General features: G+C 69.5%; 21 protein-coding genes, 1 tRNA gene and 1 pseudogene. 16 read left to right on the forward strand and 7 right to left on the reverse strand.

The genetic code is table 11. The features are described 5' to 3' along the window. The first annotated feature begins 260 nt into the window (after positions 1–260). From AB0915_RS29820 to AB0915_RS29830, 3 genes are all read left to right on the forward strand, one after another. On the forward strand, positions 261–1,448 hold the full coding sequence (locus AB0915_RS29820; RefSeq protein ID WP_366694037.1) for a low temperature requirement protein A: 1,188 nt from the start codon (positions 261–263) through the stop codon (positions 1,446–1,448). A 10-nt stretch (positions 1,449–1,458) separates the two neighbouring features. Beyond that, positions 1,459–2,538, forward strand: a complete 1,080-nt coding sequence (locus tag AB0915_RS29825; protein ID WP_366694038.1) for a P1 family peptidase — start codon at positions 1,459–1,461, stop codon at positions 2,536–2,538. A gap of 179 nt (positions 2,539–2,717) precedes the next feature. Next, complete coding sequence (locus AB0915_RS29830) at positions 2,718–3,488, forward strand: DUF6227 family protein (protein ID WP_366694039.1); 771 nt, start codon at positions 2,718–2,720, stop codon at positions 3,486–3,488. Positions 3,489–3,599: 111 nt separating this feature from the next. Here AB0915_RS29830 and AB0915_RS29835 read toward each other — a convergent pair whose 3' ends face one another. Beyond that, positions 3,600–5,153 carry an MFS transporter gene (locus AB0915_RS29835; RefSeq protein WP_366694040.1) on the reverse strand — a complete coding sequence of 518 codons (1,554 nt, stop codon included), beginning with the start codon at positions 5,151–5,153 and terminating at the stop codon, positions 3,600–3,602. A 61-nt stretch (positions 5,154–5,214) separates the two neighbouring features. Here AB0915_RS29835 and AB0915_RS29840 point away from each other — a divergent pair, with 61 nt between their 5' ends. Then, positions 5,215–6,225 (forward strand): YafY family protein, encoded by a 1,011-nt coding sequence (locus AB0915_RS29840; RefSeq protein WP_366694041.1) that lies wholly within the window; start codon positions 5,215–5,217, stop codon positions 6,223–6,225. An 88-nt stretch (positions 6,226–6,313) separates the two neighbouring features. Here AB0915_RS29840 and AB0915_RS29845 read toward each other — a convergent pair whose 3' ends face one another. After that, on the reverse strand, positions 6,314–7,312 hold the full coding sequence (locus tag AB0915_RS29845; RefSeq protein ID WP_366694042.1) for a sigma-70 family RNA polymerase sigma factor: 999 nt from the start codon (positions 7,310–7,312) through the stop codon (positions 6,314–6,316). 148 nt (positions 7,313–7,460) lie between these two features. Here AB0915_RS29845 and AB0915_RS29850 point away from each other — a divergent pair, with 148 nt between their 5' ends. Continuing rightward, positions 7,461–8,000 (forward strand): N-acetyltransferase family protein, encoded by a 540-nt coding sequence (locus AB0915_RS29850; protein WP_366694043.1) that lies wholly within the window; start codon positions 7,461–7,463, stop codon positions 7,998–8,000. A 72-nt stretch (positions 8,001–8,072) separates the two neighbouring features. Continuing rightward, the gene (locus tag AB0915_RS29855; protein WP_366694044.1) at positions 8,073–9,152 is read left to right on the forward strand and encodes a questin oxidase family protein; all 1,080 of its coding nucleotides are present in this window, start codon (positions 8,073–8,075) and stop codon (positions 9,150–9,152) included. A gap of 4 nt (positions 9,153–9,156) precedes the next feature. Here AB0915_RS29855 and AB0915_RS29860 read toward each other — a convergent pair whose 3' ends face one another. Next, positions 9,157–9,939, reverse strand: a complete 783-nt coding sequence (locus tag AB0915_RS29860; protein ID WP_366694045.1) for a class III extradiol ring-cleavage dioxygenase — start codon at positions 9,937–9,939, stop codon at positions 9,157–9,159. A gap of 131 nt (positions 9,940–10,070) precedes the next feature. On the opposite strand from AB0915_RS29860, the gene AB0915_RS29865 reads away from it, so the two are divergent. Beyond that, positions 10,071–10,583, forward strand: coding sequence for a MarR family transcriptional regulator (locus AB0915_RS29865; RefSeq protein WP_366694046.1), 513 nt, complete (start codon positions 10,071–10,073; stop codon positions 10,581–10,583). A gap of 90 nt (positions 10,584–10,673) precedes the next feature. Here AB0915_RS29865 and AB0915_RS29870 read toward each other — a convergent pair whose 3' ends face one another. Continuing rightward, complete coding sequence (locus AB0915_RS29870) at positions 10,674–12,188, reverse strand: MFS transporter (RefSeq protein WP_366694047.1); 1,515 nt, start codon at positions 12,186–12,188, stop codon at positions 10,674–10,676. 193 nt (positions 12,189–12,381) lie between these two features. Next, positions 12,382–13,044 (reverse strand): TetR/AcrR family transcriptional regulator, encoded by a 663-nt coding sequence (locus AB0915_RS29875; protein ID WP_366694048.1) that lies wholly within the window; start codon positions 13,042–13,044, stop codon positions 12,382–12,384. A 291-nt stretch (positions 13,045–13,335) separates the two neighbouring features. Here AB0915_RS29875 and AB0915_RS29880 point away from each other — a divergent pair, with 291 nt between their 5' ends. Then, entirely contained in the window at positions 13,336–14,613 is a 1,278-nt protein-coding gene (locus AB0915_RS29880) for a M6 family metalloprotease domain-containing protein (RefSeq protein ID WP_366694049.1), read from the forward strand. Between the two features lie 3 nt (positions 14,614–14,616). Here AB0915_RS29880 and AB0915_RS29885 read toward each other — a convergent pair whose 3' ends face one another. Beyond that, positions 14,617–16,308 (reverse strand): class I adenylate-forming enzyme family protein, encoded by a 1,692-nt coding sequence (locus AB0915_RS29885; RefSeq protein ID WP_366694057.1) that lies wholly within the window; start codon positions 16,306–16,308, stop codon positions 14,617–14,619. Positions 16,309–16,718: 410 nt separating this feature from the next. Between AB0915_RS29885 and AB0915_RS29890 the strand changes: the two genes are divergently transcribed. The 4 genes from AB0915_RS29890 to AB0915_RS29905 all read left to right on the forward strand — a co-directional run bounded on the left by AB0915_RS29890 (position 16,719) and on the right by AB0915_RS29905 (position 20,385). Continuing rightward, positions 16,719–17,174: a hypothetical protein gene (locus tag AB0915_RS29890; RefSeq protein WP_366694050.1), complete on the forward strand. Its 456-nt coding sequence runs from the start codon at positions 16,719–16,721 to the stop codon at positions 17,172–17,174. Positions 17,175–17,181: 7 nt separating this feature from the next. After that, a complete protein-coding gene (locus AB0915_RS29895; protein ID WP_366694051.1) occupies positions 17,182–19,011 on the forward strand; it encodes an alpha/beta hydrolase in 1,830 nt (609 codons plus the stop codon). After that, positions 19,008–19,934: a hypothetical protein gene (locus tag AB0915_RS29900; protein ID WP_366694052.1), complete on the forward strand. Its 927-nt coding sequence runs from the start codon at positions 19,008–19,010 to the stop codon at positions 19,932–19,934. The genes AB0915_RS29895 and AB0915_RS29900 overlap by 4 nt, the downstream gene beginning before the upstream one ends. A 375-nt stretch (positions 19,935–20,309) precedes the next feature. Continuing rightward, positions 20,310–20,385: transfer RNA gene (locus AB0915_RS29905), tRNA-Arg, on the forward strand. A gap of 68 nt (positions 20,386–20,453) precedes the next feature. Here the strand turns inward: AB0915_RS29905 and AB0915_RS29910 are convergent. After that, positions 20,454–21,605, reverse strand: coding sequence for a site-specific integrase (locus AB0915_RS29910; RefSeq protein ID WP_366694053.1), 1,152 nt, complete (start codon positions 21,603–21,605; stop codon positions 20,454–20,456). Between the two features lie 27 nt (positions 21,606–21,632). Here AB0915_RS29910 and AB0915_RS29915 point away from each other — a divergent pair, with 27 nt between their 5' ends. The 4 genes and pseudogenes from AB0915_RS29915 to AB0915_RS29930 all read left to right on the forward strand — a co-directional run bounded on the left by AB0915_RS29915 (position 21,633) and on the right by AB0915_RS29930 (position 23,147). Next, on the forward strand, positions 21,633–21,938 hold the full coding sequence (locus AB0915_RS29915) for an NUDIX hydrolase (protein WP_366694054.1): 306 nt from the start codon (positions 21,633–21,635) through the stop codon (positions 21,936–21,938). Between the two features lie 59 nt (positions 21,939–21,997). After that, the gene (locus AB0915_RS29920; RefSeq protein WP_366694055.1) at positions 21,998–22,165 is read left to right on the forward strand and encodes an e9imm peptide; all 168 of its coding nucleotides are present in this window, start codon (positions 21,998–22,000) and stop codon (positions 22,163–22,165) included. Between the two features lie 159 nt (positions 22,166–22,324). After that, positions 22,325–22,537: pseudogene (locus AB0915_RS29925) on the forward strand (hypothetical protein); the annotation flags it as partial. 85 nt (positions 22,538–22,622) lie between these two features. Continuing rightward, positions 22,623–23,147: a GNAT family N-acetyltransferase gene (locus AB0915_RS29930; protein ID WP_366694056.1), complete on the forward strand. Its 525-nt coding sequence runs from the start codon at positions 22,623–22,625 to the stop codon at positions 23,145–23,147. The last annotated feature ends 361 nt before the right edge of the window (positions 23,148–23,508 follow it).

Raw genomic sequence — 23,508 nt, forward strand, 5'->3', positions numbered from 1 at the left:
GTCCCCCCTCTGCTTGCTGTGCGCCCCCGGGGTCGGGTGCCCGCCGGTCCGGGCCCGCACTGACCGGCGGACACCGGACCCGACGTTCCGGCCGGCATGGCCCGGCTCCGGGCTTCACGCCCCGCACACCTGCGGTTTCGTTCGGGACTGTGGCCACCGTCCGCCGGCGAACGCACGCGCAAGAATCTCCGGGAGGCATTCCCCGATCGGGCTGCGCGTCCCGACGCCCGCCCTCGGGGCAGTCTGCTGTGCTGGGGCGCATGCCCCGGATGACTGCTCGCAGCCGCACGGAGGAACACCGCGCCTCGACCCCGCTGGAGCTCTTCTTCGACCTGTGTTTCGTCGTCGCCGTCGCCCAGGCGGGCGGCCGTCTCGTGCACGCCGTCGCCGCGGGGCATCCCGGCACCGGGATCGTCGGCTATCTGACGGTGTTCTTCGGGATCTGGTGGGCCTGGGTCAACTTCTCCTGGTTCGCCTCCGCGTATGACACCGACGACGCGCTGTACCGCGTGGTCACGTTCGTCCAGATCACCGGCGTGCTCATCTTCGCCGCCGGGGTGCCACGCGCCTTCGACAACGGGGACTGGACGCTCGGCGTCATCGGCTATGTGGTGATGCGGCTCGCACTGACCAGCCAGTGGCTGCGCGTGGCCCATGGCACCGAGGGCGCGGAGCGCACGGTCGCACGGCGGTACGCCACCGGCATCCTCCTGGTCCAACTGGGCTGGATCGGCATGCTGTTCGTGCCCGCCGGTGCCAACGGCGCCCGTACCGCAGTCTTCGTCGTGCTCGCTCTGTGCGAGCTGGCGGTCCCGGCGATCGCCGAGCGCGACCTCGGGACGAGCTGGCATCCGCACCACATCGGCGAGCGGTACGGACTGTTCACCATCATCGTGCTCGGCGAGACGATCGCCGCTGCGACGGTCGCCATCCAGGAGGCGGCCGACGAGCACGAAGCGCTCGGCGAACTGCTGCCGGTCGCCGCGGGCGGGCTGCTGCTGGTCTTCGCCTCGTGGTGGATCTACTTCGCCGTGCCGATCCACAGCTATCTCCGCGGCAGCAGGCAGGCGTTCGTCTGGGGATACGGCCACTACGTGATCTTCGGCTCTGCCGCCGCGATCGGCTCGGGCATCGAGATCGCGGTGGAGGAGGCAATCGGCAAGGCACATGTGTCGACGACGGCCGCCTCGGCCGCCGTGACGGTCCCCGCCGCGGTCTATCTGCTGACGGTGTGGCTGGTCCACGCCCGCCACTTCAAGCGCGACCTCGCGGAGCAACTTCCCCTCCCCCTGGCCGCGGTGGCCATCCTTGGCTGTACGTTCACCGGGGAGTGGGCGGTCCTTGCGACCGGTTCGGTGGCGGCCGCGACGGTGGCCGTCAGGGTGTCGCTGTCACGGCGCCCGGCACCAGGCGCACCGGCCGCCGCGGTTCCGCCGAACCGGATGTGAGGAGCACGGGATGACCGGACAGGATGCACAGATTCCGCTGTCACCGGCGGCAGGGGCGGTGGACGCGCTGACCGATGTCGCCGGGCTGCGCGTCGGTCATGCGCAGGTGCCGGGCGACGGCGCACTGAGCGGCACCACTGTCGTCCTCGCCCCCGAGGGCGGCGCCGTCGCGGCTGTCGACGTACGCGGCGGTGGCCCCGGCACCCGGGAGACGGACGCACTCGACCCGCGCAATCTGGTGCAGCGGATCGACTCCGTCGTCCTGACCGGTGGCAGCGCCTACGGCCTGGACTCGGCGTCCGGCGTGATGGCCTGGCTGGAGGAGCAGGGGCGGGGTGTGCGGGTCGGCCCCGATCCGTCGCAGGTGGTGCCGGTGGTCCCGGCCGCGTGCATCTTCGATCTGGGGCGGGGCGGCGACTGGCGGGCCCGCCCGGACGCCTCGACCGGCCGCGCCGCCGTGGAGGCCGCAGCCGGTACGGAGCGAGGCGCCCCCGTCGCCGAGGGCGGGGTCGGTGCGGGTACGGGCGCGGTCGCCGGTCAGCTCAAGGGCGGCGTGGGCACGGCGAGCGTGCGGCTGCCGTCCGGAATCACGGTCGGCGTGCTGGTCGTGGTGAATGCGGCGGGCTCCGTGGTCGATCCGGTGACCGGGGTGCTGTACGGGGAGTACGGTGCCGCCGAGCCGCCCGTGCACCCCGCGGCGGACGTCCACGAAACCGCTGTGCGCCGCCTGGCCGAAGCACGGGAGGCGAACGCGCTCCCCACGCTCAACACCACGCTCGCCGTCGTCGCCACCGACGCGGATCTCACCCGGGCGCAGGCACAGAAGCTCGCGGGCACGGCGCACGACGGGCTGGCGCGCGCCGTGCGGCCCGTACATCTGCTGACCGACGGGGACACGGTCTTCGCGCTGGCCACGGGCGAGCGCCCGCTGCCGCAGGAGAACCCGATCGCTCTGAACGAGCTCCTGGCAGCGGGCGCGGACACCCTGACCCGCGCCGTCGTGAAGGCCGTACGGGCGGCGGAAGGCGTCGACCTCCGACCGGGCGCGGGCGTCCACCCCTCGTACAGCGATCTGTACGGCCCCCGCTGACCCACCCGTCGCAGCCGGGAGCCCACCGACTCGCCATCCGTAGAAGGAAGTTCGGACGAAACGCCAGGAACCTTCGGCACGCGTCATACGTTTTCAGGAACCCCGGTCACGATGTCAGACCCAGGGACTACGTTAAGCACGCATCAAGTAACACGCGGCGACGGCCTGGAGACAGCACCTTGAGCGATCCGTACGAGACAACCGAGCAGCATCTCGACCGACTCCTACGACGGGCACTCAACTCTTTCGACCTGCCCGACTGCACGGTCGAGCAACTCGGGACCGCGCTGGCCCACAGCAGCTCCCTGCACTCCTCGCACCACAGTTCCGTGCTGCATCGCGAAACCTACCGGCACACCTACCTGCTGGCCGACGGCTCCGCGCTCACCTTGTGGGAGCTGGTCCACAGCACCGCCGGGGACGCGGCGGACCCTCGGTCGCGGAGGCAGCCCGTTTCCCAGCGCCACGAGTTGTACGACGACGAGGCGGACGTCCATCTCGCCTCCGCCCGGCTGTCCGGCAGCTTCTCCGACGTACCCGCGTTCGGCGAGGACGGCCCGCAGGCCGACCTGGAGATACTGACGGTCCTGATGGCCACTCCACCGGCCCCGCTGCCCCGGACGTACGCGCCGGACAACTCCGCGGACCATGCCCGCCGGGTCCTGCGCCGCGCGGAGAACAGCGACGTTCCGGGCGAGGAGACCGCGCGCCTCCTGCGGGCCGCGTTCGCCCACCACATCACCCAGATCTTCGGCAGGCAGTGCCGGGTCGACGGGCGGGACGCCGGATTCACGCTGTACGAGCACGCGTTCCTGCTCCTCGACGGCAGTGAGACGAGCCTCTGGGAGGTCGAGCACACGGCGACGCCGGACGGTCGCCACATGTGCGAGGTGTACGGGGACGAGAAGACGGCGCGCGAGGCGATGGAGAGCCGTACGCGCATCTGCTGACCGCTGCGCCGCCCACCGCCCGTTAGCCGAGGGGGGCTGCCGCCGAGCCGCACGCAAAGGTGCCCGCGCCCCCGAGGGGGTGCGGGCACCTTTGCGTGCGGGCAGACACCCTCAGGACGTCAGCACGGGCTCCTTGGCCACCTCGCCCGGCGCACCGTCGGCGACCTGGACGTCCTCGCCGCCCTCCACGTGCTGGCGCGGCCGCGCGGGCAGCGCGAACATCACCAGGAAGATCACTGCGAGTACGCCGGCCACCCACCAGAGCGAGTGCTGGAACGCCTCGGCGAACGCCGGACCCACCGCGTCCGGCGTCAGCCGGTCGCTGATCGACCCGAAGAAGACGACCGAGACCAGGCCGAGCCCCAGCGCGTTGCCCATCTGCTGCACGGTGTTGATCAGCCCGGACGCCGACCCCGAGTGCTCCTTCGGCACCTCGGACAGCACCGCGTCCGTCAGCGGGGCCACGATCAGCCCCATCCCGAGCCCCATGACCACCAGCGGCAGAGCCATCTGCCAGGGGGCGATGTCCATGCCGTACCGGTCGGACTCCCAGATGTAGAGCAGCAGTCCGGCGACCATCAGCAGCGCCCCCGTCTGCAGGACCTTGCGGCCGAACCGGGGCACCAGCTTCTGCACGGAGATCCCGGCGGCGAACGAGACGGCGATCGAGAACGGGATGCCGGTCGTGCCGGCCCGCAGCGCGCTCCAGCCCAGGCCGATCTGCATGTACAGCGTCCAGACCAGGAAGAAGATGCCGAGCCCGATGCCGAAGGTCAGCTGGACGGCGATGCCCGCCGCGAAGCTCTTGACCCGGAACAGCGAGAGCTCGACGAGCGGCGAACCGTCCTTGCGCGCCTTCTCCCGCTCGAACAGCACCAGGGCCAGGAACACCAGCACGCTGCCGATCATCGACGCGTACCCCCACAGCGGCCAGCCCAGCTCGCGCCCGCGGGTCAGCGGGTAGAGCAGCATCAGCAGCCCCAACGTCACCAGCGCGACGCCGACCAGGTCGAGCCGGAGGGCCTTCGGGGCCTTGGACTCCGTGATGAACTTCCGGCCCAGGATCAGTCCCGCGATACCGACCGGCAGGTTGATCAGGAAGATCGGCCGCCACTCCAGACCGGCGATGTTCCACTCGGTGAGCAGTGCGCCCAGCAGCGGTCCCAAGACGGCACCGAGGCCGACGACCGCACCGAAGAGGCCGAAGACCTTGCCGCGCTCGTGCGCCGGGAAGGTGGCGTGGACGATCGACAGCACCTGCGGGACCATCAGCGCCGCCGTGCCGCCCTGCAGGATGCGGGAAGCGACCAGCATCTCCGGGTTCGCGGCGAAGCCGCAGAGCGCCGACGCCAGCGTGAAGCCGCCGATGCCGATGAGGAAGAGCCGCTTGCGGCCGTAGATGTCGCCGAGCCGGCCGCCGGTGATCAGGCCGGCCGCGAAGGCCAGGGCGTATCCGGCGGTGATCCACTGGATCGAGCTGAACGTGGCACCGGTGTCCTGCTGGATGCTCGGGATGGCGATGTTGACGATCGTGACGTCGACCAGGTCCATGAAGGCCGCGGTCATCACGATGGCGAGCGCGAACCACCGGCGCCGGTCCGACGGGACCGAGGACACCCCGGGAGCGACCGCCGTGGACGGCAGAGCGGATTCGGAAGAATTCATACGCTGAAGCTAGAGGCCCATTAGGTCAGGTCATGACCCAATGGACGGGCATCCTGGATCCATGACCGATACCCCGGCACGACTGCTGAATCTGCTGTCGCTGCTCCAGACACCGCGTGAGTGGCCGGGCAGCGAACTCGCCGAGCGGCTCCACGTCAGCCCGCGCACCATCCGGCGCGACATCGACCGGCTCCGAGACCTCGGCTATCCCGTCGAGGCCTCGCGCGGCTCGGTCGGCGGCTATCGCCTGGTCGCGGGCGCCGCCATGCCGCCGCTGCTCCTCGACGACGAGGAGGCGGTGGCCATCGCGGTGGGGCTGCGGGCGGGCGCCGGGCATGCCATCGAGGGGGTCGACGAGGCGTCCGTGCGGGCGCTGGCGAAGCTGGAACAGGTGCTGCCGTCACGGCTGCGGCACCGGGTCTCGGTCCTGCAGAACGCGACGGTGCCACTGGCCCGCGGCGACGGTGCGACCATCGACCCGCAGACACTGACGGTGATGGCGGCGGCGGTCACCGGACAGGAGCGGCTGCGGTTCACCTACCGGGCGGGGGACGGCGCCGAGACGAAGCGGCTGGTCGAGCCCTATCGGCTGGTGAGCACGGGGTGGCGGTGGTACCTCGTGGCGTACGACCTGGGGCGCGAGGCGTGGCGTACGTTCCGCGTCGACCGGGTGAGCGAGCCGTTCGCCACGGGGGCCCGCTTCACCCCGCGCGAGTTGCCCACGGGCGACGCCGCAGTGTTCCTCGCCGGCTCCATCCAGCGCCGGCAGCCGGAGCTGGCGGTCGAGGTGAGCTTCGCGGCCCCGGCGGAGTTCGTCACCGCCCGGCTGCCCTCGGTGTTCGGCCCACTGGAGCCGACCGGCGAGCACAGCTGCCGGCTGCGTGTGGTCATGGCGGACTCGCTGGAGTGGGTGGCGCTCCGACTGGCGCTGGTCGACTGCGAGTTCACCGCTCACGAGCCGCCGGAACTGGTGGCGCACCTGAGTGAGCTGGGTGCCCGTCTGACCCGCGCGACCGCTCCGTCCTGGTCGCCACCGGCGGAGCGGCCCGCGCAGCCCGGCGCAAAAGAATGAGCCCCGGCGCCAGGGGGGGGTGGGCGCCGGGACTCAGCTCAGAGGGTCCGTACGAAGCAACCCATATCGGATGCTACTGGACGCGGGGTCACGCCGCAGCGTCAAAACCCGTGTCGTGGGCCATTCGCTTCAGTTCGAGCAGCGCGTGCTTCTCGATCTGACGGATCCGCTCCCGGGTCAGCCCATGCTGCTTGCCCACCTCGGTGAGGGTCCGCTCACGGCCGTCCTCGATGCCGTACCGCATGCGGATGATCGACGCGGTGCGGTGGTCGAGCTTGCCGATCAGGTCCTCCAGCTCCTCGCTGCGCAGCAGCGTCATGACGGACTGCTCGGGCGACACCGCGGAGGTGTCCTCCAGCAGATCGCCGAACTGGGTCTCGCCCTCGTCGTCGACGGACATGTTGAGACTGACCGGGTCGCGGGCCCAGTCGAGCACGTCACCGACGCGCGTGGGCGTGGAGTCCAGCTCTGCGGCTATCTCCTCGTGCTCCGGGTCACGCCCGTGCTCACGGTTGAACTCGCGCTGCACACGGCGGATCCGGCCGAGCTCCTCCACCAGGTGGACGGGGAGTCGGATCGTACGGGACTGGTCGGCTATGGAGCGGGTGATGGCCTGACGGATCCACCACGTCGCATACGTGGAGAACTTGAAGCCCTTGGCGTAGTCGAACTTCTCGACCGCACGCACCAGGCCTGCGTTTCCTTCCTGAATCAGGTCCAGCAGCGGAAGACCTGCCCGCGGGTAGCGGCGGGCTACAGCAACCACCAGTCGGAGGTTGGAACGGATGAAGATGTCCTTGGCACGCTCGCCCTCGGCGACCAGCGCCTCCAGCTCCTCACGCGTCGCTCCACCGGCTTCGCTCTCCACCACACCGTCGAGGATCTGCCGCGCATACACGCCCGCCTCGACGGTCTGCGACAGTTCGACTTCCTTGGCGGCATCGAGCAGCGGCGTGCGCGCGATCTCGTCCAGGTACATGCCGACCAGGTCGCGATCGGCGATCTCTCCGCCCGCGGCGCGAACACTGCTTGCCCGGTTGGTCCCGCCACTGGCGGACGAACGACGGGCGACGGCACGGGTTGCCATGCGTGCTCCCTTGCTGAGTAGGTCGCGACACCCTCTCGGGTGCCCTGCATCCGATGGAAACAACGACTGGAATCCGGACAGAATTCCCCTGGATGGCATTCATTTTCGCGATCATGCAGTACCCTGTCCGGCTGCGAGGGGAGTGCACGTGTCGGAGTTCCGCACAGAGGTGCAGGTCAGGCCCGGCATCGAGGGCGATCTGGTGGCCCTCACGGACATCTACAACCATTACGTACGTGAGACCGCTCTCACATTCGACACCGCTCCCTTCACACCCGAACAGCGGCTGCCGTGGCTGCGCTCCCACCCTGAAGACGGCCCGCACCGCCTTCTGGTTGCTCAGGATGTCCGCATTGTCGGCCCCGCATCGATCCTGGGCTACGCCACCAGCAGCGCCTTCCGCCCCAAGCCGGCATACGCCACGTCGGTCGAGGTGAGCGTGTACTGCGCGCCATGGGCCACCGCACGCGGGATCGGCACCCTCCTCTACACGTCACTCTTCGAAGCACTCGCCGACGAGGACCTGAACCGCGCGTACGCGGGCATCACCCAGCCCAACGACGCCTCGGTCGCACTGCACAAACGTTTCGGCTTCCACCATGTCGGTACGTACGCCGAGGTGGGCCGGAAGTTCGACACGTACTGGGACGTGGCCTGGTACGAGAAGCGGCTGCGGCCGGAGGCCTAGGACCTGGTGGGGTCGCGGCGTAGGTCCGCAGCCCGATACCGACGGCGGGCCCCGCGCCTAGCGTGTTCCGGCATGACCGACACGACAGGCAGGACAGACTCCGTAAGCGCACCAAACCCCACACCGGTCGACCCCACCGGCACGCTCGACGAGGCGCTGGACCGGCTCCACGCCGCGGGTCCCGAGCGCGACGGCTGGCTGAGCAATCACGGCCCGATGGCCGTCGAGGCGCTCGTACGGCACGGCCAGGCACCGGCCGTCCACCGCTGGCTCGACCACTACAGCCACAAGCTGGAGGACATGCCGGCCCCCGCGACCCGGATCACCGCGGAGAACTGGCACGAAGCCCTGGGCGACCCGCGGAGGATCGCCGACTGGACGATGTACTTCGCGCAGGAGACAGCCGGGCACCCCTGGCAGGACGTCCTCACCGAATGGTGGCCGCGGCTGCTGCCGGGCATCGCCGCAGGCGCCACCCACCCCGTGATCCGGGTCGGCCACGCCGTGCGCACCCTGCTCGGCGGCGAAGCGAACGCGCCCCGGGTCACCGAGCTCGCGCACGGCCTGGGCTACTGGGCCGCCCGCCACCAGCCGCTGCCCGCGCTGAACCCACCGGCCTCGCTCGTGCCCGCGCCGAGTGCCGCGGCCGCGCTGGACGCCGTACCGCCGGTGGCCGACCAGAGCGGCGGCATCCGCGACCGGCTGACGCGGCTCACCGCGTTCCCGCTGTGGCCGGAGCAGTACGCGGACGACCCGGACGTGGCGCGCGCCAGGCTGGCGGAACTGGTCAGGGCGGCGACCCACCGCTACGCCACCCACGGCCATGGCGATCCGATCATGCTGGTGCACGCCGCGACCGCACCCAACGCCGTGCTGCGTACGCTGCCCGCCCTCCCCCGTGAACTGTGGCCGCAGAGCCTGGCCGCCGCCTGGGCCGCGAGCGCCGCGGTCACCGCCGCGTACAGCCCGGCCGACCCCGCCCCGCACACCGCGGCGCCGTCGGCATCCTCCGCGGACGAGATCTTCGCGCGGGCGGCGGGGCACGGCAACGACCACACCATCAAGTTCACCGACACCGCACTGGACGTCGGCGACACGACGGCCCTGGCCGCCGCGCTCAGCTCGATCGAACTGATCCCCCCGGCCCTCTGACCACTCAGCCGAACTGCACCGAGCGCTTCGCGAGCCCCATCCAGAACCCGTCGATGACGCTGCGCCCTTGATCCAGCTCGTCCTCCGAGGCGCCCAGCGTCACGAAGAGCGGCGCGAAGTGCTCGGTGCGGGGGTGGGCCAGCCGCCCTGCCGGGGACTTGCGCTCGAAGTCCAGCAGCGCGTCGATGTCCTGCGCCTGCAGCGCCCGGTGCCCCCAGTCGTCGAACTCCACCGACCAGCCGGGGTTGCCGCCGCCCGCGTGCCGCAGGGCTGCCAGGTTGTGCGTGAAGAAGCCGCTGCCGACGATCAGGACGCCCTCGTCGCGCAGGGGCGCGAGCTTGCGGCCGATGTCCATCAGCTTCTGCGGGTCCAGCGTCGGCATGGAGATCTGGAGTACGGGGATGTCTGCGCCCGGGAACATCTCCACCAGCGGGACGTACGCCCCGTGGTCGAGCCCGCGGTCCGGGATGTCCTGGACCGGCATACCGGCGCCGCGCAGCAGCTTGCGTACGCTCTCCGCCAGCTGCGGAGCGCCCGGGGCCCCGTACTGCACGCGATAGTAGTGCTCCGGGAAGCCCCAGAAGTCGTAGACGAGCGGGACGGCCTCGGTGGCGCCGAGGGCAAGCGGAGCCTCCTCCCAGTGGGCGGAGACCATGAGGATCGCGGTGGGGCGCGGCAGCTCGGCGGACCAGGCGGCGAGCTGGCCGGGCCAGACAGGGTCGTCGGCCAGCGGCGGCGCACCGTGGGAGAGATAGAGGGCGGGCATGCGCTCCGCGGTGACAGTCATGACACTCCCCATCCACTACTACTACTCAAGGCAAGTCTTCTGCGGCGGCGGGATCAGCTTATTGAAGCTTCAAGTTCCCACTAAGAGACCTTAGCCGCATCTAGTTCAACTTTCAAGAAAAGGTCCGTACAGTGGAGTACATGACCTCGGCATCCACCGGCGGGACCCGCTGGCTCTCCGACGAAGAACAGAGCGTGTGGCGCGCCTACCTCCACGCAACCACGCTTCTGGAGGACCACCTCGACCGCCAGCTGCAACGCGATGCCGGTATGCCGCACATCTATTACGGACTGCTCGTCCAGCTCTCCCAGGCGCCCCACCGCCGGATGCGGATGACCGAGCTGGCCAAGGACGTCAAGATCACCCGCTCCCGGCTCTCGCACGCTGTCGCCCGGCTGGAGCGGAACGGCTGGGTGCGCCGCGAGGACTGCCCGTCCGACAAGCGCGGGCAGAACGCGGTCCTCACCGACGAGGGGTACGAGATGCTCCGCCGATCCGCGCCGGGTCATGTCCGCGCCGTACGCCAGGCGATGTTCGACCGGCTCACACCGGAGCAGGTGCGCTCGTTCGGCGAGATCATGCAGGTCATCGCCACCGGCCTGGAGCCGGAGGGTACGGACGCCGACCTGCCGTGGCTCCGCTGAGCCGCCGTACCGACACGGGTCTGCCCCGGTTCCGCCGAGCGGAACCGGGGCAGACCCGTGTTCACATCACTTCACCTCGCGCGTCCCGCGTCAGTGCGCGACGACCGGCACCTTGAACTCGTCCTCGACGCCGTCACCGGAGCCGGCCGGGGCGGTCGACGGACGCCCGGCGTTGATGAACGTCACCGCGATCGCGGAGGCCACCACCAGGATGCCGACCGCCCACCAGATGGCACCGGTGAAGCCGTGCACCATCGACTGCAGCTTCAGCAGCTGCGGGTCCGTTGCGCCGAGCGCGGCGTGCGAGGTGGCGTACGCCGTCGCGGCCGAGGCGGCGACGGTGTTCAGCAGCGCGGTGCCGATCGCGCCGCCGACCTGCTGCGAGGTGTTGACCATCGCGGACGCGACACCCGAGTCCCGCGGCTCGACCCCGTGCGTGGCCAGCGACATGGCCGGCATGAACGCCGTACCCATGCCCAGGCCCAGCAGGAGCTGCGCCGGGAGGATGAGCGCCGCGTACGAGGAGTCGACCTCCAGCTGCGTCAGCAGCAGCATGCCCACAGCGGCGGTCAGGAAGCCCGGACCCATCAGCTTGCGGGCCGGGACCCGCGTCATCAGCCGTGCGCCGATCTGCGTCGAACCGGTGATCATGCCCGCGATCATCGGGAGGAAGGCGAAGCCCGTCCTGATCGGCGAGTAGCCCCTCACGACCTGCAGGTAGTACGTCAGGAAGAGGAACAGCCCGAACATCCCGATGACCGCCAGACCCAGCGAGAGGTAGACGCCGGCGCGGTTACGGTCCATCAGCACGCGGAGCGGCAGCAGCGGCGACGCGACCTTGGCCTCGGTCAGGACGAACGACAGAAGCAGCACACCGGAGGCGACGAACATGCCGATCGTCAGCGGGTCCGACCAGCCGGAGGACTCGGCACGGGTGAATCCGTACACCAGCGAGACCAGACCCAGCGCGGAGAGGACCACGCCCGGGATGTCGAGCGAGGAGCGGTTACGGCTGCCGGCCGGCTCACGGATCACGAAGTACGCGCCCGCGGCGGCGATGACGGCGAACGGGATGTTGACGAAGAACGTCCAGCGCCAGTTCAGCGTCTGGGTGAGGAAGCCGCCGAGGATCAGGCCGACGGCGCCACCGCCACCGGCGATCGCCCCGTAGATGCCGAACGCCTTGGCACGCTCCTTGGCGTCGGTGAACGTCACGGCGAGCAGCGAGAGTGCGGCCGGGGCGAGCAGGGCACCGAAGACACCCTGGAGCGCGCGCGAGCCGAACAGCATGCCCTGGTTCTGCGCCGCGCCACCGAGCGCGGAGGCCAGCGCGAAGCCGATCAGACCGACGACAAAGGTGCGCTTACGGCCCCAGAGGTCGGCGATCCGGCCGCCGAAGAGCAGCAGTCCGCCGAAGGCGAGGGCGTAGGCCGTGATGACCCACTGCTTGTTGGCATCGGTGATGCCGAGGGCCGTCTGCGCGTGCGGCAGCGCGATGTTCACGATCGTGGCATCGAGCACGACCATCAGCTGCGCGAGCGCGATGAAGGCCAGTGCCTTCCAGCGACTGGGGTCGGGAAGTCGGATATCAGCTGGTTTTGACATGGGAGTAGCCACCTAAGGACGCGCATGGACGCGATGAGTCGTGAACCGTGATCCGTGACCGCGAAGGGGTGCACCCGCTCAGCGGTGAAAGTGGGAGAGGTGAGGGTGGTGGAAGTGGACGTGAGGTAAGTCGGGTGGTGAGGGCTTGGCGGACACGCGGCCCGGAGCCTGTCTCAGGAGCCGGGCACGGGCGTCATGAGCGACGCCGCAGAACCTCCAAGGTCGCCGCCGTCCCGGGCAGTACGGACCGGGCCGGAGCCTCCAGGCCGTCCAGGAACAGCTGGAGATGACGATGGGCGAAGCGGTCGATGCCCTGGCAGGCGATGCCGGGCAGCGGCCGAGTGAGCTGGGAGAGGCCGACCAGTACGTCACCGACGGCGATGTCGGTGCGCAGGCGCCCCGCGGACATGGCGCGCGCCACGAGCCCTTCGACGGCCTCTTCGAGGCGGCGACGCTCGGCGAACAGTTCGGGATGGTCTCTGTCGAAGCTGCCGGACAGCATCGGGCAGAGCGCGCCGATGCGTTCGTCGGCCGCCGCGTGCACGAAGCGGCAGAGCGCGGCGAAGGGGTCGGCTTCCTCGGCCACCGCCTCTTCCGCGCGTTCGGTGGTGCGAGAGGTGACCGAGAGGACGACCTCATGGATCAGTGCTGCGCGGTCGGGAAAGTTCCGGTAGAGCGTGGCGTTGCCGACGCCTGCACGGCGGGCCACCTCGTCGAGCGGCACATCCGGCCCGAACTCGACGAACATATCGCGCGCGGCCGCGACGATCCGCTCCCGGTTGCGCAGCGCGTCGGCCCGCGGGCGGGTCGTACGGCGCGGCACGGTTCCGGCGGCGGGGCGGGCAGCGGTTTTCACGCGATGGTCCTTCTCTTCCGGGTCTTCCTGGTCGTGCAGCTCCTGCGATGGCCCCCGCGCGCACAACGTCGGGCAAACGGGGACCGCCTCCCCGTTTAGCGGGGACACCAGGTTCAAACGGGGAATCCATCCCCGGTTATTTCCCGCTCCACCGTGACCCGGGTCACATCACACAGGCGGGAAATTACACCGATCGGCGCACCCAGCGCGCGGCGCCGTACCGCCCGCCCGAGGGTGATCAGAGAGCGCAGTCAGGGTCGGCCGACTGCCGCGGACCCCGAAGGCGCCTCTATGCAGCAGCCCCGCCGCCGGATACGCAACCAGCGCCACCCGGTCGCACTGGCGGGGGCAAGCGCCCTGGTCATAGGGGCACTGGCCTCCGCCAGCAGCACGCTCTTGCCGCCCGGCCACGCCGGCGCGGGGCCGGTGGCCAGCACCGAGGCGGCAGGGGTCGGGCCGTGCCGGATATCCGCGACGATGGGCGTGCAGATGTCGGAGGGTATGCCGACACCGTCGGGGTACGCCCATTCCACGGGCCAGGTCCACGCACTGAACCTGATGATCGACTTCCCGGACGCGCCGGGAACGGAGCCGGCGATGAAACGGCTCGCCGAATTCTTCCCGCAGACCACCAACTGGTTCCGTACCAGTTCGTACGGCCGTCTCATCTACCGGCCCGACGCCCCCGTGAAGAGCTGGATTCGGATGCCTCTGCCGTTCTCGGCGTACGGGATAGGGCGCGGCTCACCGTACGAGCCGGGCTACCGGCACCTGGTCCAGGACATCGTGGCCCTCGCCGGCCCGAAGGTGCACTTCGGCGCGTACGACCTGGTCAACATCCTGGTCACACCGAACGCCGGGCCCCCCGCCCTGGACACCGTCCTGTCCGTGACCTTCTCCGGCAACGACGACGCACCGCTCGCGGACGGTGCCCCGCTCTCCAACACGTCCTTCATCTACAGCCGCCAGGACGATGGCTCGGGCTCGTACGCACAGACCGGCTACCGCGTCCTGCCGCACGAGAACGGCCATATCTTCGGCCTGCCCGACCTTTACACCGTGGAGGGCGGCGGTTCGGTCGGGCACTGGGACATCATGTCCGAGGACTGGGGGGCCAACAACGACTTCCTCGGCTGGCACAAGTGGAAACTCGGCTGGCTCGACAAGAACCAGGTCAGCTGCGCGTCCAAGCCAGGCACCACCGACCACGTCCTCACGCCCCTTGCCACCCGGGGCGGCCGGAAGCTGGCCTTCGTGCCGCTGACCGGGGAGTCCGGCTACGCAATGGAGGTACGGACCCAGGCGGGCAACGACCAGGCGGTCTGCCGGCCCGGCGTACTGATCTACAAGGTCAGCTCCGACGTCGACACGGGACAGGGTCCGATCTCCGTCGTGGACAGCACCAAGGACAGCGGCGGCTGCACGCGGCTGCCCAATGTGCATGCCGAGCTCTCCGACGCCCCGTTCCAGCCCGGCCAGAGCTTCACCGACCGGACCAACGGCATACACATATCCGTGGTCGACAAGGACTCCAGGGGGAACTACCGGGTCCGCGTCACCCGCCTCTGATGATCACGCCCCTTCCTCGCTGCGTCTGAGGGGGCGGACCTCCTCGTCGACCACCCTGCGCAGCTCACGCTTGAGGATCTTCCCGGTCGGATTCCGGGGCAGTTGCTCGTCCCGCACGAGGACATGGGCCGGAACCTTGAAGGCGGCCAGGCTCCGCCCGACGTGCGCCCGCAGCTCGTCGGCCGTGACGGTGGCACCGGGCCGCACCCGGACGACCGCCGCGACCTCCTCGCCCAGGACCGGATGCGACACCCCGAGCACCGCCGCGTCCTCGACGTCCGGGTGGTCGTGGAGCGCGGCCTCGACCTCCACGCAGTACACGTTCTCGCCGCCACGGATCACCATGTCCTTGATCCGGTCGACGATGGTGACCCGCCCGTCACGCACCAGCGCGAGATCGCCGGTCCGGAACCAGCCGTCCGTGAACGCCTCGGCCGTCGCCGCCTCATCGCGCCAGTAGCCCCGGACCAGCGACTGGCCGCGCAGCCACAGCTCGCCGATCTCCCCCTCGGGCAGCGCCTCGCCCGCCGGACCGGTGATCCGCACCTCGGTGACGGGTGTCGGCCGGCCGACACTGCCCGGGTGGAGCCGGTAGTCGGCGCCGAAGTTGGCCAGGACGCCGCCGCTGGTCTCGGTCAGGCCGTAGCCGTTGCGCGGCTCGATCCGCTCGCCGTAGCGGGCGGTGAGCCGTGCGACCAGGTCGGGCGGGGCGGCGGCGCCACCGGTGTTCAGCATCCGGAGGCTCTCCAGCCGGTCGTCCGCGTGCTCGGCGGCGGCGAGCAGCTCAAGGGCGGTGGCCGGGACTCCGGCGTAGTGCGTGACGCCGTGCTCCCGGATCAGCCGGAGCGCCTCCTCGGCGTCCCACTTCCGCATGACCACGAGCGAGCCGCCTGCCGCCATCGCCGCGTAGAAACCGGTGAACGCGGCGACATGGAAGAACGGGAAGGTCATCAGGGTGACAGGAGCGGGCCCCTGTCCCGGGACGACCCCGCGGCCCAGCGCGGAAGCGGCCGCATGGAACCGCGGGTTGAGTGCGGCCCCCGCCTGGGCGAGCTGGGTGGCGACAGCGCCCTTGGGCCGCCCCGTGGTGCCCGAGGTGTACATGATCGTCGCGTCGTCCTCGGGCCGGATCTCGACCTCGGGCGGTGCGGCGAACGGGTCGGGCGCGGGCAGGTCCTCGTACCTCTCAACCCCCTCCGGCACCGTGCCGTCCCGGTGGTGGAAGACGACGACGCACGCCCCGGCCTTCTCCGCCCAGGCGGCAACCCGCGGCAGCCGCTCACCGTCCACCAGCAGCACCCGCGGCTCGCAGTCGTCGAGCGCGTATGCGAACTCGCCCTCCGTCCACCAGGCGTTGAGCGGTACGGCGACCAGACCGGCCAGCTGCGCGGCCCAGAAGGCGATCTGCCACTCGGGGTGATTGCGCATCGCGACAACGGCCCGGTCGCCGGGGCGGAGCCCGTACTCCTCGGTCATCCGACACGCCAGTGAGGACGCGGCGGCGAAGAACTCCCCGTACGAGTAGCTGCGCTCGGCGCCGATCAGGAACGGCTGGTCCCCGAAGGCCCAGGTGGTCTCGACGAACTCACGGAGGGTCCTGGGCCCGCTCGCATAGATGAGCGAGCCCGCCTGCACGCCGTCCTGAGCCCGCACGACAGCGAACGGCGCGCCGGGTCCGGTGAGCGCGGCGTCGATTCGGGCGGCGGACGCTGCGGCAGCGGGCGATTCGGCCGCGGCGGGCGATTCGGCGGAGGACGGGGAAGCTGTGGAGGCGGCGGATGGGGTCGGATCGGGGTGCGGCACGAACGACCTTTCAAGCGCCTGCTCAGGACTCCGCGACGCTATGCCCGCCCCCATCCCCCGTCAAGGCACCGCCCCGCCCCGCGCACCCCCTTCACCTGCCCCGCTGCACGCCTCGTCGTCGTACGCAGTCGCGGACGCACCTCTACGCCTAGGTACGGATACTCAGGCCCGGTTGAGCGAACGCGCGGACGTCACGCAGCGCACCCGACCCGTAACGTCCGCACCAGCAACCTCATTGAGCACACCGGAAGTTGAATGCCGCTCTCCCGGACGGTGCCCGGGCCACGGGGAGGAGACCACGCATGGCGTGGGACGAGTGGGAACAGATCAAAGCCGATGTGACGAATCGGCAGCCCGTAGCGATGCGGCTCAACCATGTTCCGATTGAGCCCGGCTCCGGGCCCAGCGCCGTAACGGGCGGCCTGACGTCCAGCAAGAAGGCGTGGACCACGGCCGGGGAAGGGGTGGGCTCCCTTCGCCAGAGCGTCAGCACCGCGCTGACCAAACTGGAGGACGGCCAGGCAGGGCTCGGCGAGATCACGGGCTGTCTGAGCGCGGCGGCGCAGCAAGACGTGTACGACTCGTGGAAGAAGTACGCCGAAAGCGTCAGCGAGCGGTGCGGCTCACTTCAGAAGATCCTGGAGCAGGTGGGCCGCGACCTGTTGACGACCGATGAGGCGGTCAAGGGCGAGATGCACAAGCTGAACCTCGCGTACGCGGACACGGACGCCGTCGGCGGCCAGGCGCAGGGCCGGTGACGGCGGCATGGACTACGCCACCCTCAAAACCTTCAAACCGTCCGAGTTCGAGGACGCCGCCGACGGATACCGCTCCATGGGCAGCATGGCCCAGGCGGCCAAGGACCACATCGAGAAGACCGTCGCCGCGGGCATGCGCAAGACATTGAACGGTGAGGCGGCGGAGGCGTCACAGAAGCAGCTTCAAGCCCTGGCGAAGAACTTCCACTACACCCTGACCGAATGCGGCGTGATCAGCACGGCCCTCAACGGGTTCGCCTACGACATGGCGGCCGCCAAGCAGAAGCTGACCGCGGCGGTCGAGGACGCCCAGGCGGACGGCTGCAGGGTGAACGGGGACGGCTCGGTCGCGTATCCAGCGGGTCAGAAGCCGGGCGACGAGAAGGTCGCTGACGGCGGCACGGTGACCGGGAGCGCCGGAGGCAGCCAGGCCTCCGATGCCCTGGAGCGCCAGGCGGCGAACATCCACCCGAACCCGAACTACGGCAAGGCGATGGGGTACGCGAATCGGATCGCCGACGCGCTGAAGGAAGCCACGGACGCGGACGCGAAGTGGGCGCCGAAAGTACGGGCCCTCAAGGCCGATGACGACCTGACCGTGTCCGCCCGGGACTGGACGGACGTCACGTCGGACACGGGGGGCGTGCGCGAGACAGCCGATGCCTACCTCGACACGATCAAGCCACCGCCCAAGAACGGCTGGCCCCAGGACAACGCCAATTGGTGGAAAGACCTCTCCGAGGAGCAGCGCGCAGCCTACGTCTCCATGCACCCCGCGAGCATCGGAGCGCTCGATGGCCTTCCCTCCGACGTACGCGACGACGCGAACCGCATGGTGCTCGCGGAACAACGCGCCGCCAAGCAGGTGGAGTACGACGCCTGGCTCAAGAAGGAACCGGAGCACTACAAGCCCTACATCAGCCCCATCACGGGTCGCGACGTGAAGGGCGCGATGGTCCCGACCGAGGAGTGGAAGGAGTGGAACGAGAAGAAGAAGCAGCTTGAGAACGGCTACAAGGGCATGGACGCCATCCAGAGTCGTTTCGACAGCTACACGAGCGAGAGCAATCGCCCCTATCTGCTCGGATTCGACGGCAACGACATGGGGCGCGCCATCGTCTCCATCGGAAATCCGGACACCGCCGACAACGTGGTGACGTACGTGCCCGGCACGTTCGCCAAGCTGGAGTCCATCGACGGGGACGTCGGCAGGGCTGCGGCACTCCAGTTGGAGGCGGAGCGCCAGGATCCCGCCCACTCGACGGCATCGATCGTGTGGCTCGGGTACGACGCCCCGCAGGCCATCGCGACCGATGCGACGGAGACCAAGTGGGCCGACAAGGCAGAGGAGCCACTGGGCAACTTCCTGCAGGGCATCGAGGAAGCCAATCATCGCGACGTGAACCAGACACTCCTGGGTCACAGCTATGGGTCCTTGGTGGCAGGCCAGACGATGAGATCCCACCTGGACCTGCCGGTCGACAACGCGATCATGGTGGGCAGTCCGGGCGTGGGCGTGGATCACGCGAAGGACCTGAACATCGCGCCAGACCGTGTCTTCGCGGCCACCGCCAAGAACGACCTCATCAACCTCGCCCCGCCCCCGGCAGGCCCCCTGGCCCCCCTCAACCCGAAGGCGTACATGGAGCTCTTCGACAACCACTCGATCGTCCACGGAACCGACCCGGTCTCCGACAACTTCGGCGGCAGGGTCTTCGACGTCCCCGACGGGAAGTTGCCGGGCTCGGGCGGCGAAATGATGCCCGCGCACTCCCAGTACTGGGACGAAAAGCCCCTTGGCAGCCTGGCAAAGATCATTACTGGAGGACAGCCGTGAATCTACGCAAAGTAATCCCGGCTGCCGCACTGCTGGCCATGACGATCACGGTGACCGCGTGCGGGGCGCAGGAGGACGGACAGGAAAACGGCGGAGAGACACCGAAGCAGGTCACGATGAATGAGCAGCAGGCGATCGACCGGGCAGAGGAAATCATTCACCAGGCGGTGGACGGGATGTCCCCCAAGCCGACACTGGAGCGCATCGGCCCCCAGCCCGTTGGCCCCTGCATCGCCAGAGACGACCACGGCCCTGACGACCGCGTGCAGGTCACCCTCGCCTACAAACTGACCGGTGTTCCGGGGGTCGAGGCCAAGAACCTCGTGCGGCAGGCACGAGACGCCTGGCTGAAGCAGGGCTACAAGTACAACTCGTCGGGCGAGGACGACTGGTCCGGCCCCTTTCCGTCGGTCTACATGCGTACGGAGCCCGACGACTTCTGGATGGACGCCATAACCGGCGTCGTGGATCGCGCCAAGGGCGCGGGCCTCGCCTCTCTCAAGGTGACATCGCCCTGTTTCCTCCCGCCGGGGAAGTCCTCGGCGTCGACCATGGCCGACCCCGCCGCACTGGGGGACCTGCAGGCCGACAATCCCACCACGCGCCGTGCCCTCGCCCACTCCAGCCGGATCTACGACGCCCTGCGGATCGAGTCGGCGCCCACGCAGCCCGGGGAAGGCCTCAGCACGGTCCAGGGCGAGTCCGGGACCTCGGTCCACCACACCTGGTCGAGCGAACCGTTGCCGGAGGACGAGACGGCACGGGCCCTGGCACGCGCGCAGGCGTACTTCCAGAGCGAGGGATGGAGCGTGCGCCAGGTGCCGACGCGCGGGGGCACCCCTGCCGTCGTCGCCCGCCACCCCGAAGAGGGCACGATCGCACAGGTCGCAGCCTCGAACACCGGCGCGGTGCGCAAGCGGTGACGACGCCCGTGGGCGGTCCGGCGTCCATAGACGTCTGACAGCCGGCCCGGCCCCGCGTCCCGCCGGGGCGGGTCCAGTCGCGTTCCCGGATCGGACCGCGCGTGAGCGGCGACAGCCGGGCCGATTCGGCGCTGCCGATCTACATCGGCTACGCCTGGCTCAGCAACTCCGCCGCCCGAGCAAAGATCACCCACGCCCTCGCTGCCTGAGCCAGTGCGCACGTATCTCCGCCTACGGATCATGCACCACCCGCTACACTGACCGCGGTGGCTACGCCCTCCCGGGCTGCCACCGCGACCTGTCGCCAAGCACGCCTGATCGGTCCGCCTACCTCGGCAGACTTTCAGACACGTTTTCCGACAGATCCCCGCCTTCGCCTTCGTAGCTCAGGGGATAGAGCACCGCTCTCCTAAAGCGGGTGTCGCAGGTTCGAATCCTGCCGGGGGCACCAGGCAAAAGGCCCCGGACCGATCATGGTCCGGGGCCTTTGACATCAGTTTTTGACATCAACGAGGGCGGTCACTCACGGCCGGGGCGCCTCTTGAGCAGCCGGTCCATGTGGCTGATGGCCTCGCGCTGCGTGTCGTGGACGACGTGCGTGTAGACGTCCATGGTGATGCTGATCTGGCTGTGCCCGAGGATCGCCATCACGACGCGGGGCGCGACCCCGGCCGCGGTGAGGAGCGTCGCGCAGCCGTGCCGGGCATCGTGCAGCCGGACGACGCGGAGGCCGGCGGAGTCGGCTACGCGGGTGAAGGAGCGGTACACGTTGCGCGGCTCGACCGGGCGACCGGTGCGGGTGGTGAAGACGTGGCCGTTCTCGTCCCAGGACTCCCCCGCACGCTGCTTCGCGGCCGCCTGGCGCATCCGATGCCAGCGCAGCGGCGGGATGCACATCGCCGGGAGCGGCAGGGCACGATGGCGGCGGTTCTTGGTCTCGTCGTCGTAGAGGACTCCGCGCCGTCGCTGGGCCTGCTGCCGGACGTAGATCACGCGGTTGTCCAGGTCGATATCGGTCCAGCGGAGACCGATGATCTCGCCCCGGCGGAGGCCCATGGCGATGGCGAGCACGAAGGCCGCGTACAGCGGGTCCTTACGGGCGGCGGCGAGGAAGCCCAGGGTCTCGTCGAGTGTCCAGGGGCTCAGCTCCCGGGACTTGGCACGCGGCGGCTCGACGAGGGCGGCCACGTTCCGGGTCACCAGTTCCTCGCGGCAGGCGGCGCTGAGAGCCGTGCGCAGCACGCGGTGAGACTCCTTGGCAGTGGCCGCGGTCGTCTTGTTCTCCAGCTGAACGATGAAGCGCCGGACATCGGCAACGCCAAGAGATTCCAGCCGCTTCGAGCCCAGCTTGGGCACGACGTAGAGCCGCACGTGAGCTTCGTACTTGTCGTACGTGCTCAGCTTGCGCCGGGGCTTGATGATGTTGTCGAGCCAGTACGGCAGCCACTCCGAGAGCCTGGCCGAACGGGTGGGCACGGGGACGCCCTGGTCGACCTTGTCGAGTAGTTCGCGGCGCTTGGCGTCGCACTCAGCCCAGGTCTTGCCGTAGGCGAACTTGCGAGCCCGGGTGCCATCCGGCTGGAGGACGTAGACGGCAGCCTGATAGCGGCCGTCCTTGCGCTTGGTGATCGTGCCCGCGCCGTTGGGGTTGCGCTTGCGCTGGGAGGCCATCAGGCAACCTCCTCGATCTCGCGGGTAATGAAGTCCCGTACGGCGTCTGCAGGTACACGCCGGGAAGAAACCGGCATCCGGGTCGAGGTCGACGAGCTCACAGGGGTCTACAAGAACACGACCCGCGGCATCGTCGCCCTGGTGTTCCGCTGCAAGCCGTCAGGAGGCATCGAGCGAACCTCCGCCGAGTCGACGGCAGTTGACTGGCTCACCCCCGAAGAGGTCGCTGAGCGGATGGCAGAGGTGTACGCGGTCCGGCTACTCGACGCCCTCGACGGGGCAGGCCCTCATGTCCGGAGCCACGACGGCCACCGACTGACGACGGCGCGGTGACCATGCAGCCGCAGCGAACGATGAGCCGCGCAGAGGCCGTGTCCCTAGTCCAGTGCCTCTTGGACGTTGTTGCCGACGAATCGGAGACAGGCGAGATCCTCGACGCCCTGGAGCGCGGACTGGTGTGCCCCCACATCAGCGACTACATCTACTGGGACTCCGACCAGGAGTTGAGCGCCGAAGAGATCGTCGACCGGGCCTTGGCATACAAGCCGATCGCCCTCTGAGCTCTAGGGCTCGTATTGAGTTGTGATCAATCGGTGGTCCGGGTTATAAGCTGTTGTCTTTCCGGACTTGAGGTCTGCGTTTCCGCTGGTCGGGCGTAGGGTCGGCGGTCCCGTGGGAGTAGTGGCCTGTCGTGCTGTCGCTCCCTGGGGAGGTCGTGGATGCCGTCGGTAGTTGGGCTGTTGGAACAGCGTGAGCTGGGGGCTCGCCGTCGCGTGGACGAGCTGCGTGAGGAGGCCGACCGCGTCCAGGCCGAGTTGGCCGTGGCCGAGCGGGAATGGAAGGAGTGGGCCATCGCCTGCTCGCGGGTCGGCGAGGTGCTGGACCCGGCGGACGAGGCCGGGCAGGACCACGTCCGGGCCGACCGGACCGCACAGGCCGCCGGGGAGCCCATCGTTCACTTCCCTCGCAAGCGGAATTCGCTGGAGACGCCGCACACGTCGTGCTGCAATGCACGACATGATCCTCGGAAATCTTGTACGACTGCGCGCGCTGGCACCGTCCGACGCGGAGTCCTTGTGGCGGTGGAACAACGACCCCGACGTGATGCGCTGGATGGACGCCTATTACGACCAGCACCTGGAGGGGGCACACAAACGCCTCGAGGAACGGGGGCCGAACACGTACGGGGACACGCTGTACGGGATCGAGGTGCGTGACGACGAGACGCTGATCGGATTGGTGCGGCTGCGGGATGCCGAGCCAGAGACGGGCTGCGCCGAGCTAGACATCTACCTAGGTGAGAAGGACCGCTGGGGCCGAGGCTATGCCACCGACGCGCTACGCACCATGTGTCGGTACGGGTTCGACACGATGCGGCTGCACAAAATCTCCCTGACAGTGGTCACGGAGAACCATGCGGCTCACCATATCTACCGGAAGGTCGGCTTCGTCGAAGAGGGCCGGCTGCGGCAGGTGTTCCACCGGGACGGGCGTTGGTACGACCAGTACGCCATGGGAATGCTGGAGGGGGAGCTGCGCTAGAACAGGCCCGGAGCGGCACGCGGTAAGACTTTCCCTACTTCATCAAGGCGACTCGCTCCGCTCGCCGCGCGCTCCCCGGCTCACCGCCGGGGCCTGACGCTCCTGCCTTCGGCCCGCTCTGGCCCCGGCTACGCCGGTCGCGCGGCTAGAGCGAGAACCTTGCCGGAGGAAATGCCAGGCATAAGACATGCCTCCGGCGGGGGCGCTCAGACTCCGGGATGGACGGGGCGCCGTTCGCGGGTGCCGGCGGATTCGTGGCGAGCGTGGTGGGCTCCCATCCCGACCACCTTCGACCCAGGCAGAGCCGAGCAGTCGCGGCCCAGGGCGTCAAGGTCGTTCGTACAGTGGCGCGCTCCACCTT

The organism is Streptomyces sp. NPDC048411, from assembly GCF_040704695.1.
Classification (GTDB): Bacteria; Actinomycetota; Actinomycetes; order Streptomycetales; family Streptomycetaceae; genus Streptomyces.

What these genes read in the sequence shown, in the direction of transcription:
- AB0915_RS29890 (WP_366694050.1), top strand. Translation starts at nt 16,719, where the DNA reads ATGGCGTGGGACGAGTGGGAACAGATCAAAGCCGATGTGACGAATCGG.
- AB0915_RS29880 (WP_366694049.1), top strand. Translation starts at nt 13,336, where the DNA reads ATGCAGCAGCCCCGCCGCCGGATACGCAACCAGCGCCACCCGGTCGCA.
- AB0915_RS29910 (WP_366694053.1), bottom strand. Translation starts at nt 21,605, where the DNA reads ATGGCCTCCCAGCGCAAGCGCAACCCCAACGGCGCGGGCACGATCACC.
- AB0915_RS29895 (WP_366694051.1), top strand. Translation starts at nt 17,182, where the DNA reads ATGGACTACGCCACCCTCAAAACCTTCAAACCGTCCGAGTTCGAGGAC.
- AB0915_RS29870 (WP_366694047.1), bottom strand. Translation starts at nt 12,188, where the DNA reads ATGTCAAAACCAGCTGATATCCGACTTCCCGACCCCAGTCGCTGGAAG.
- AB0915_RS29840 (WP_366694041.1), top strand. Translation starts at nt 5,215, where the DNA reads ATGACCGATACCCCGGCACGACTGCTGAATCTGCTGTCGCTGCTCCAG.
- AB0915_RS29835 (WP_366694040.1), bottom strand. Translation starts at nt 5,153, where the DNA reads ATGAATTCTTCCGAATCCGCTCTGCCGTCCACGGCGGTCGCTCCCGGG.
- AB0915_RS29930 (WP_366694056.1), top strand. Translation starts at nt 22,623, where the DNA reads ATGATCCTCGGAAATCTTGTACGACTGCGCGCGCTGGCACCGTCCGAC.
- AB0915_RS29915 (WP_366694054.1), top strand. Translation starts at nt 21,633, where the DNA reads ATGAAGTCCCGTACGGCGTCTGCAGGTACACGCCGGGAAGAAACCGGC.
- AB0915_RS29820 (WP_366694037.1), top strand. Translation starts at nt 261, where the DNA reads ATGCCCCGGATGACTGCTCGCAGCCGCACGGAGGAACACCGCGCCTCG.
- AB0915_RS29855 (WP_366694044.1), top strand. Translation starts at nt 8,073, where the DNA reads ATGACCGACACGACAGGCAGGACAGACTCCGTAAGCGCACCAAACCCC.
- AB0915_RS29825 (WP_366694038.1), top strand. Translation starts at nt 1,459, where the DNA reads ATGACCGGACAGGATGCACAGATTCCGCTGTCACCGGCGGCAGGGGCG.
- AB0915_RS29860 (WP_366694045.1), bottom strand. Translation starts at nt 9,939, where the DNA reads ATGACTGTCACCGCGGAGCGCATGCCCGCCCTCTATCTCTCCCACGGT.
- AB0915_RS29845 (WP_366694042.1), bottom strand. Translation starts at nt 7,312, where the DNA reads ATGGCAACCCGTGCCGTCGCCCGTCGTTCGTCCGCCAGTGGCGGGACC.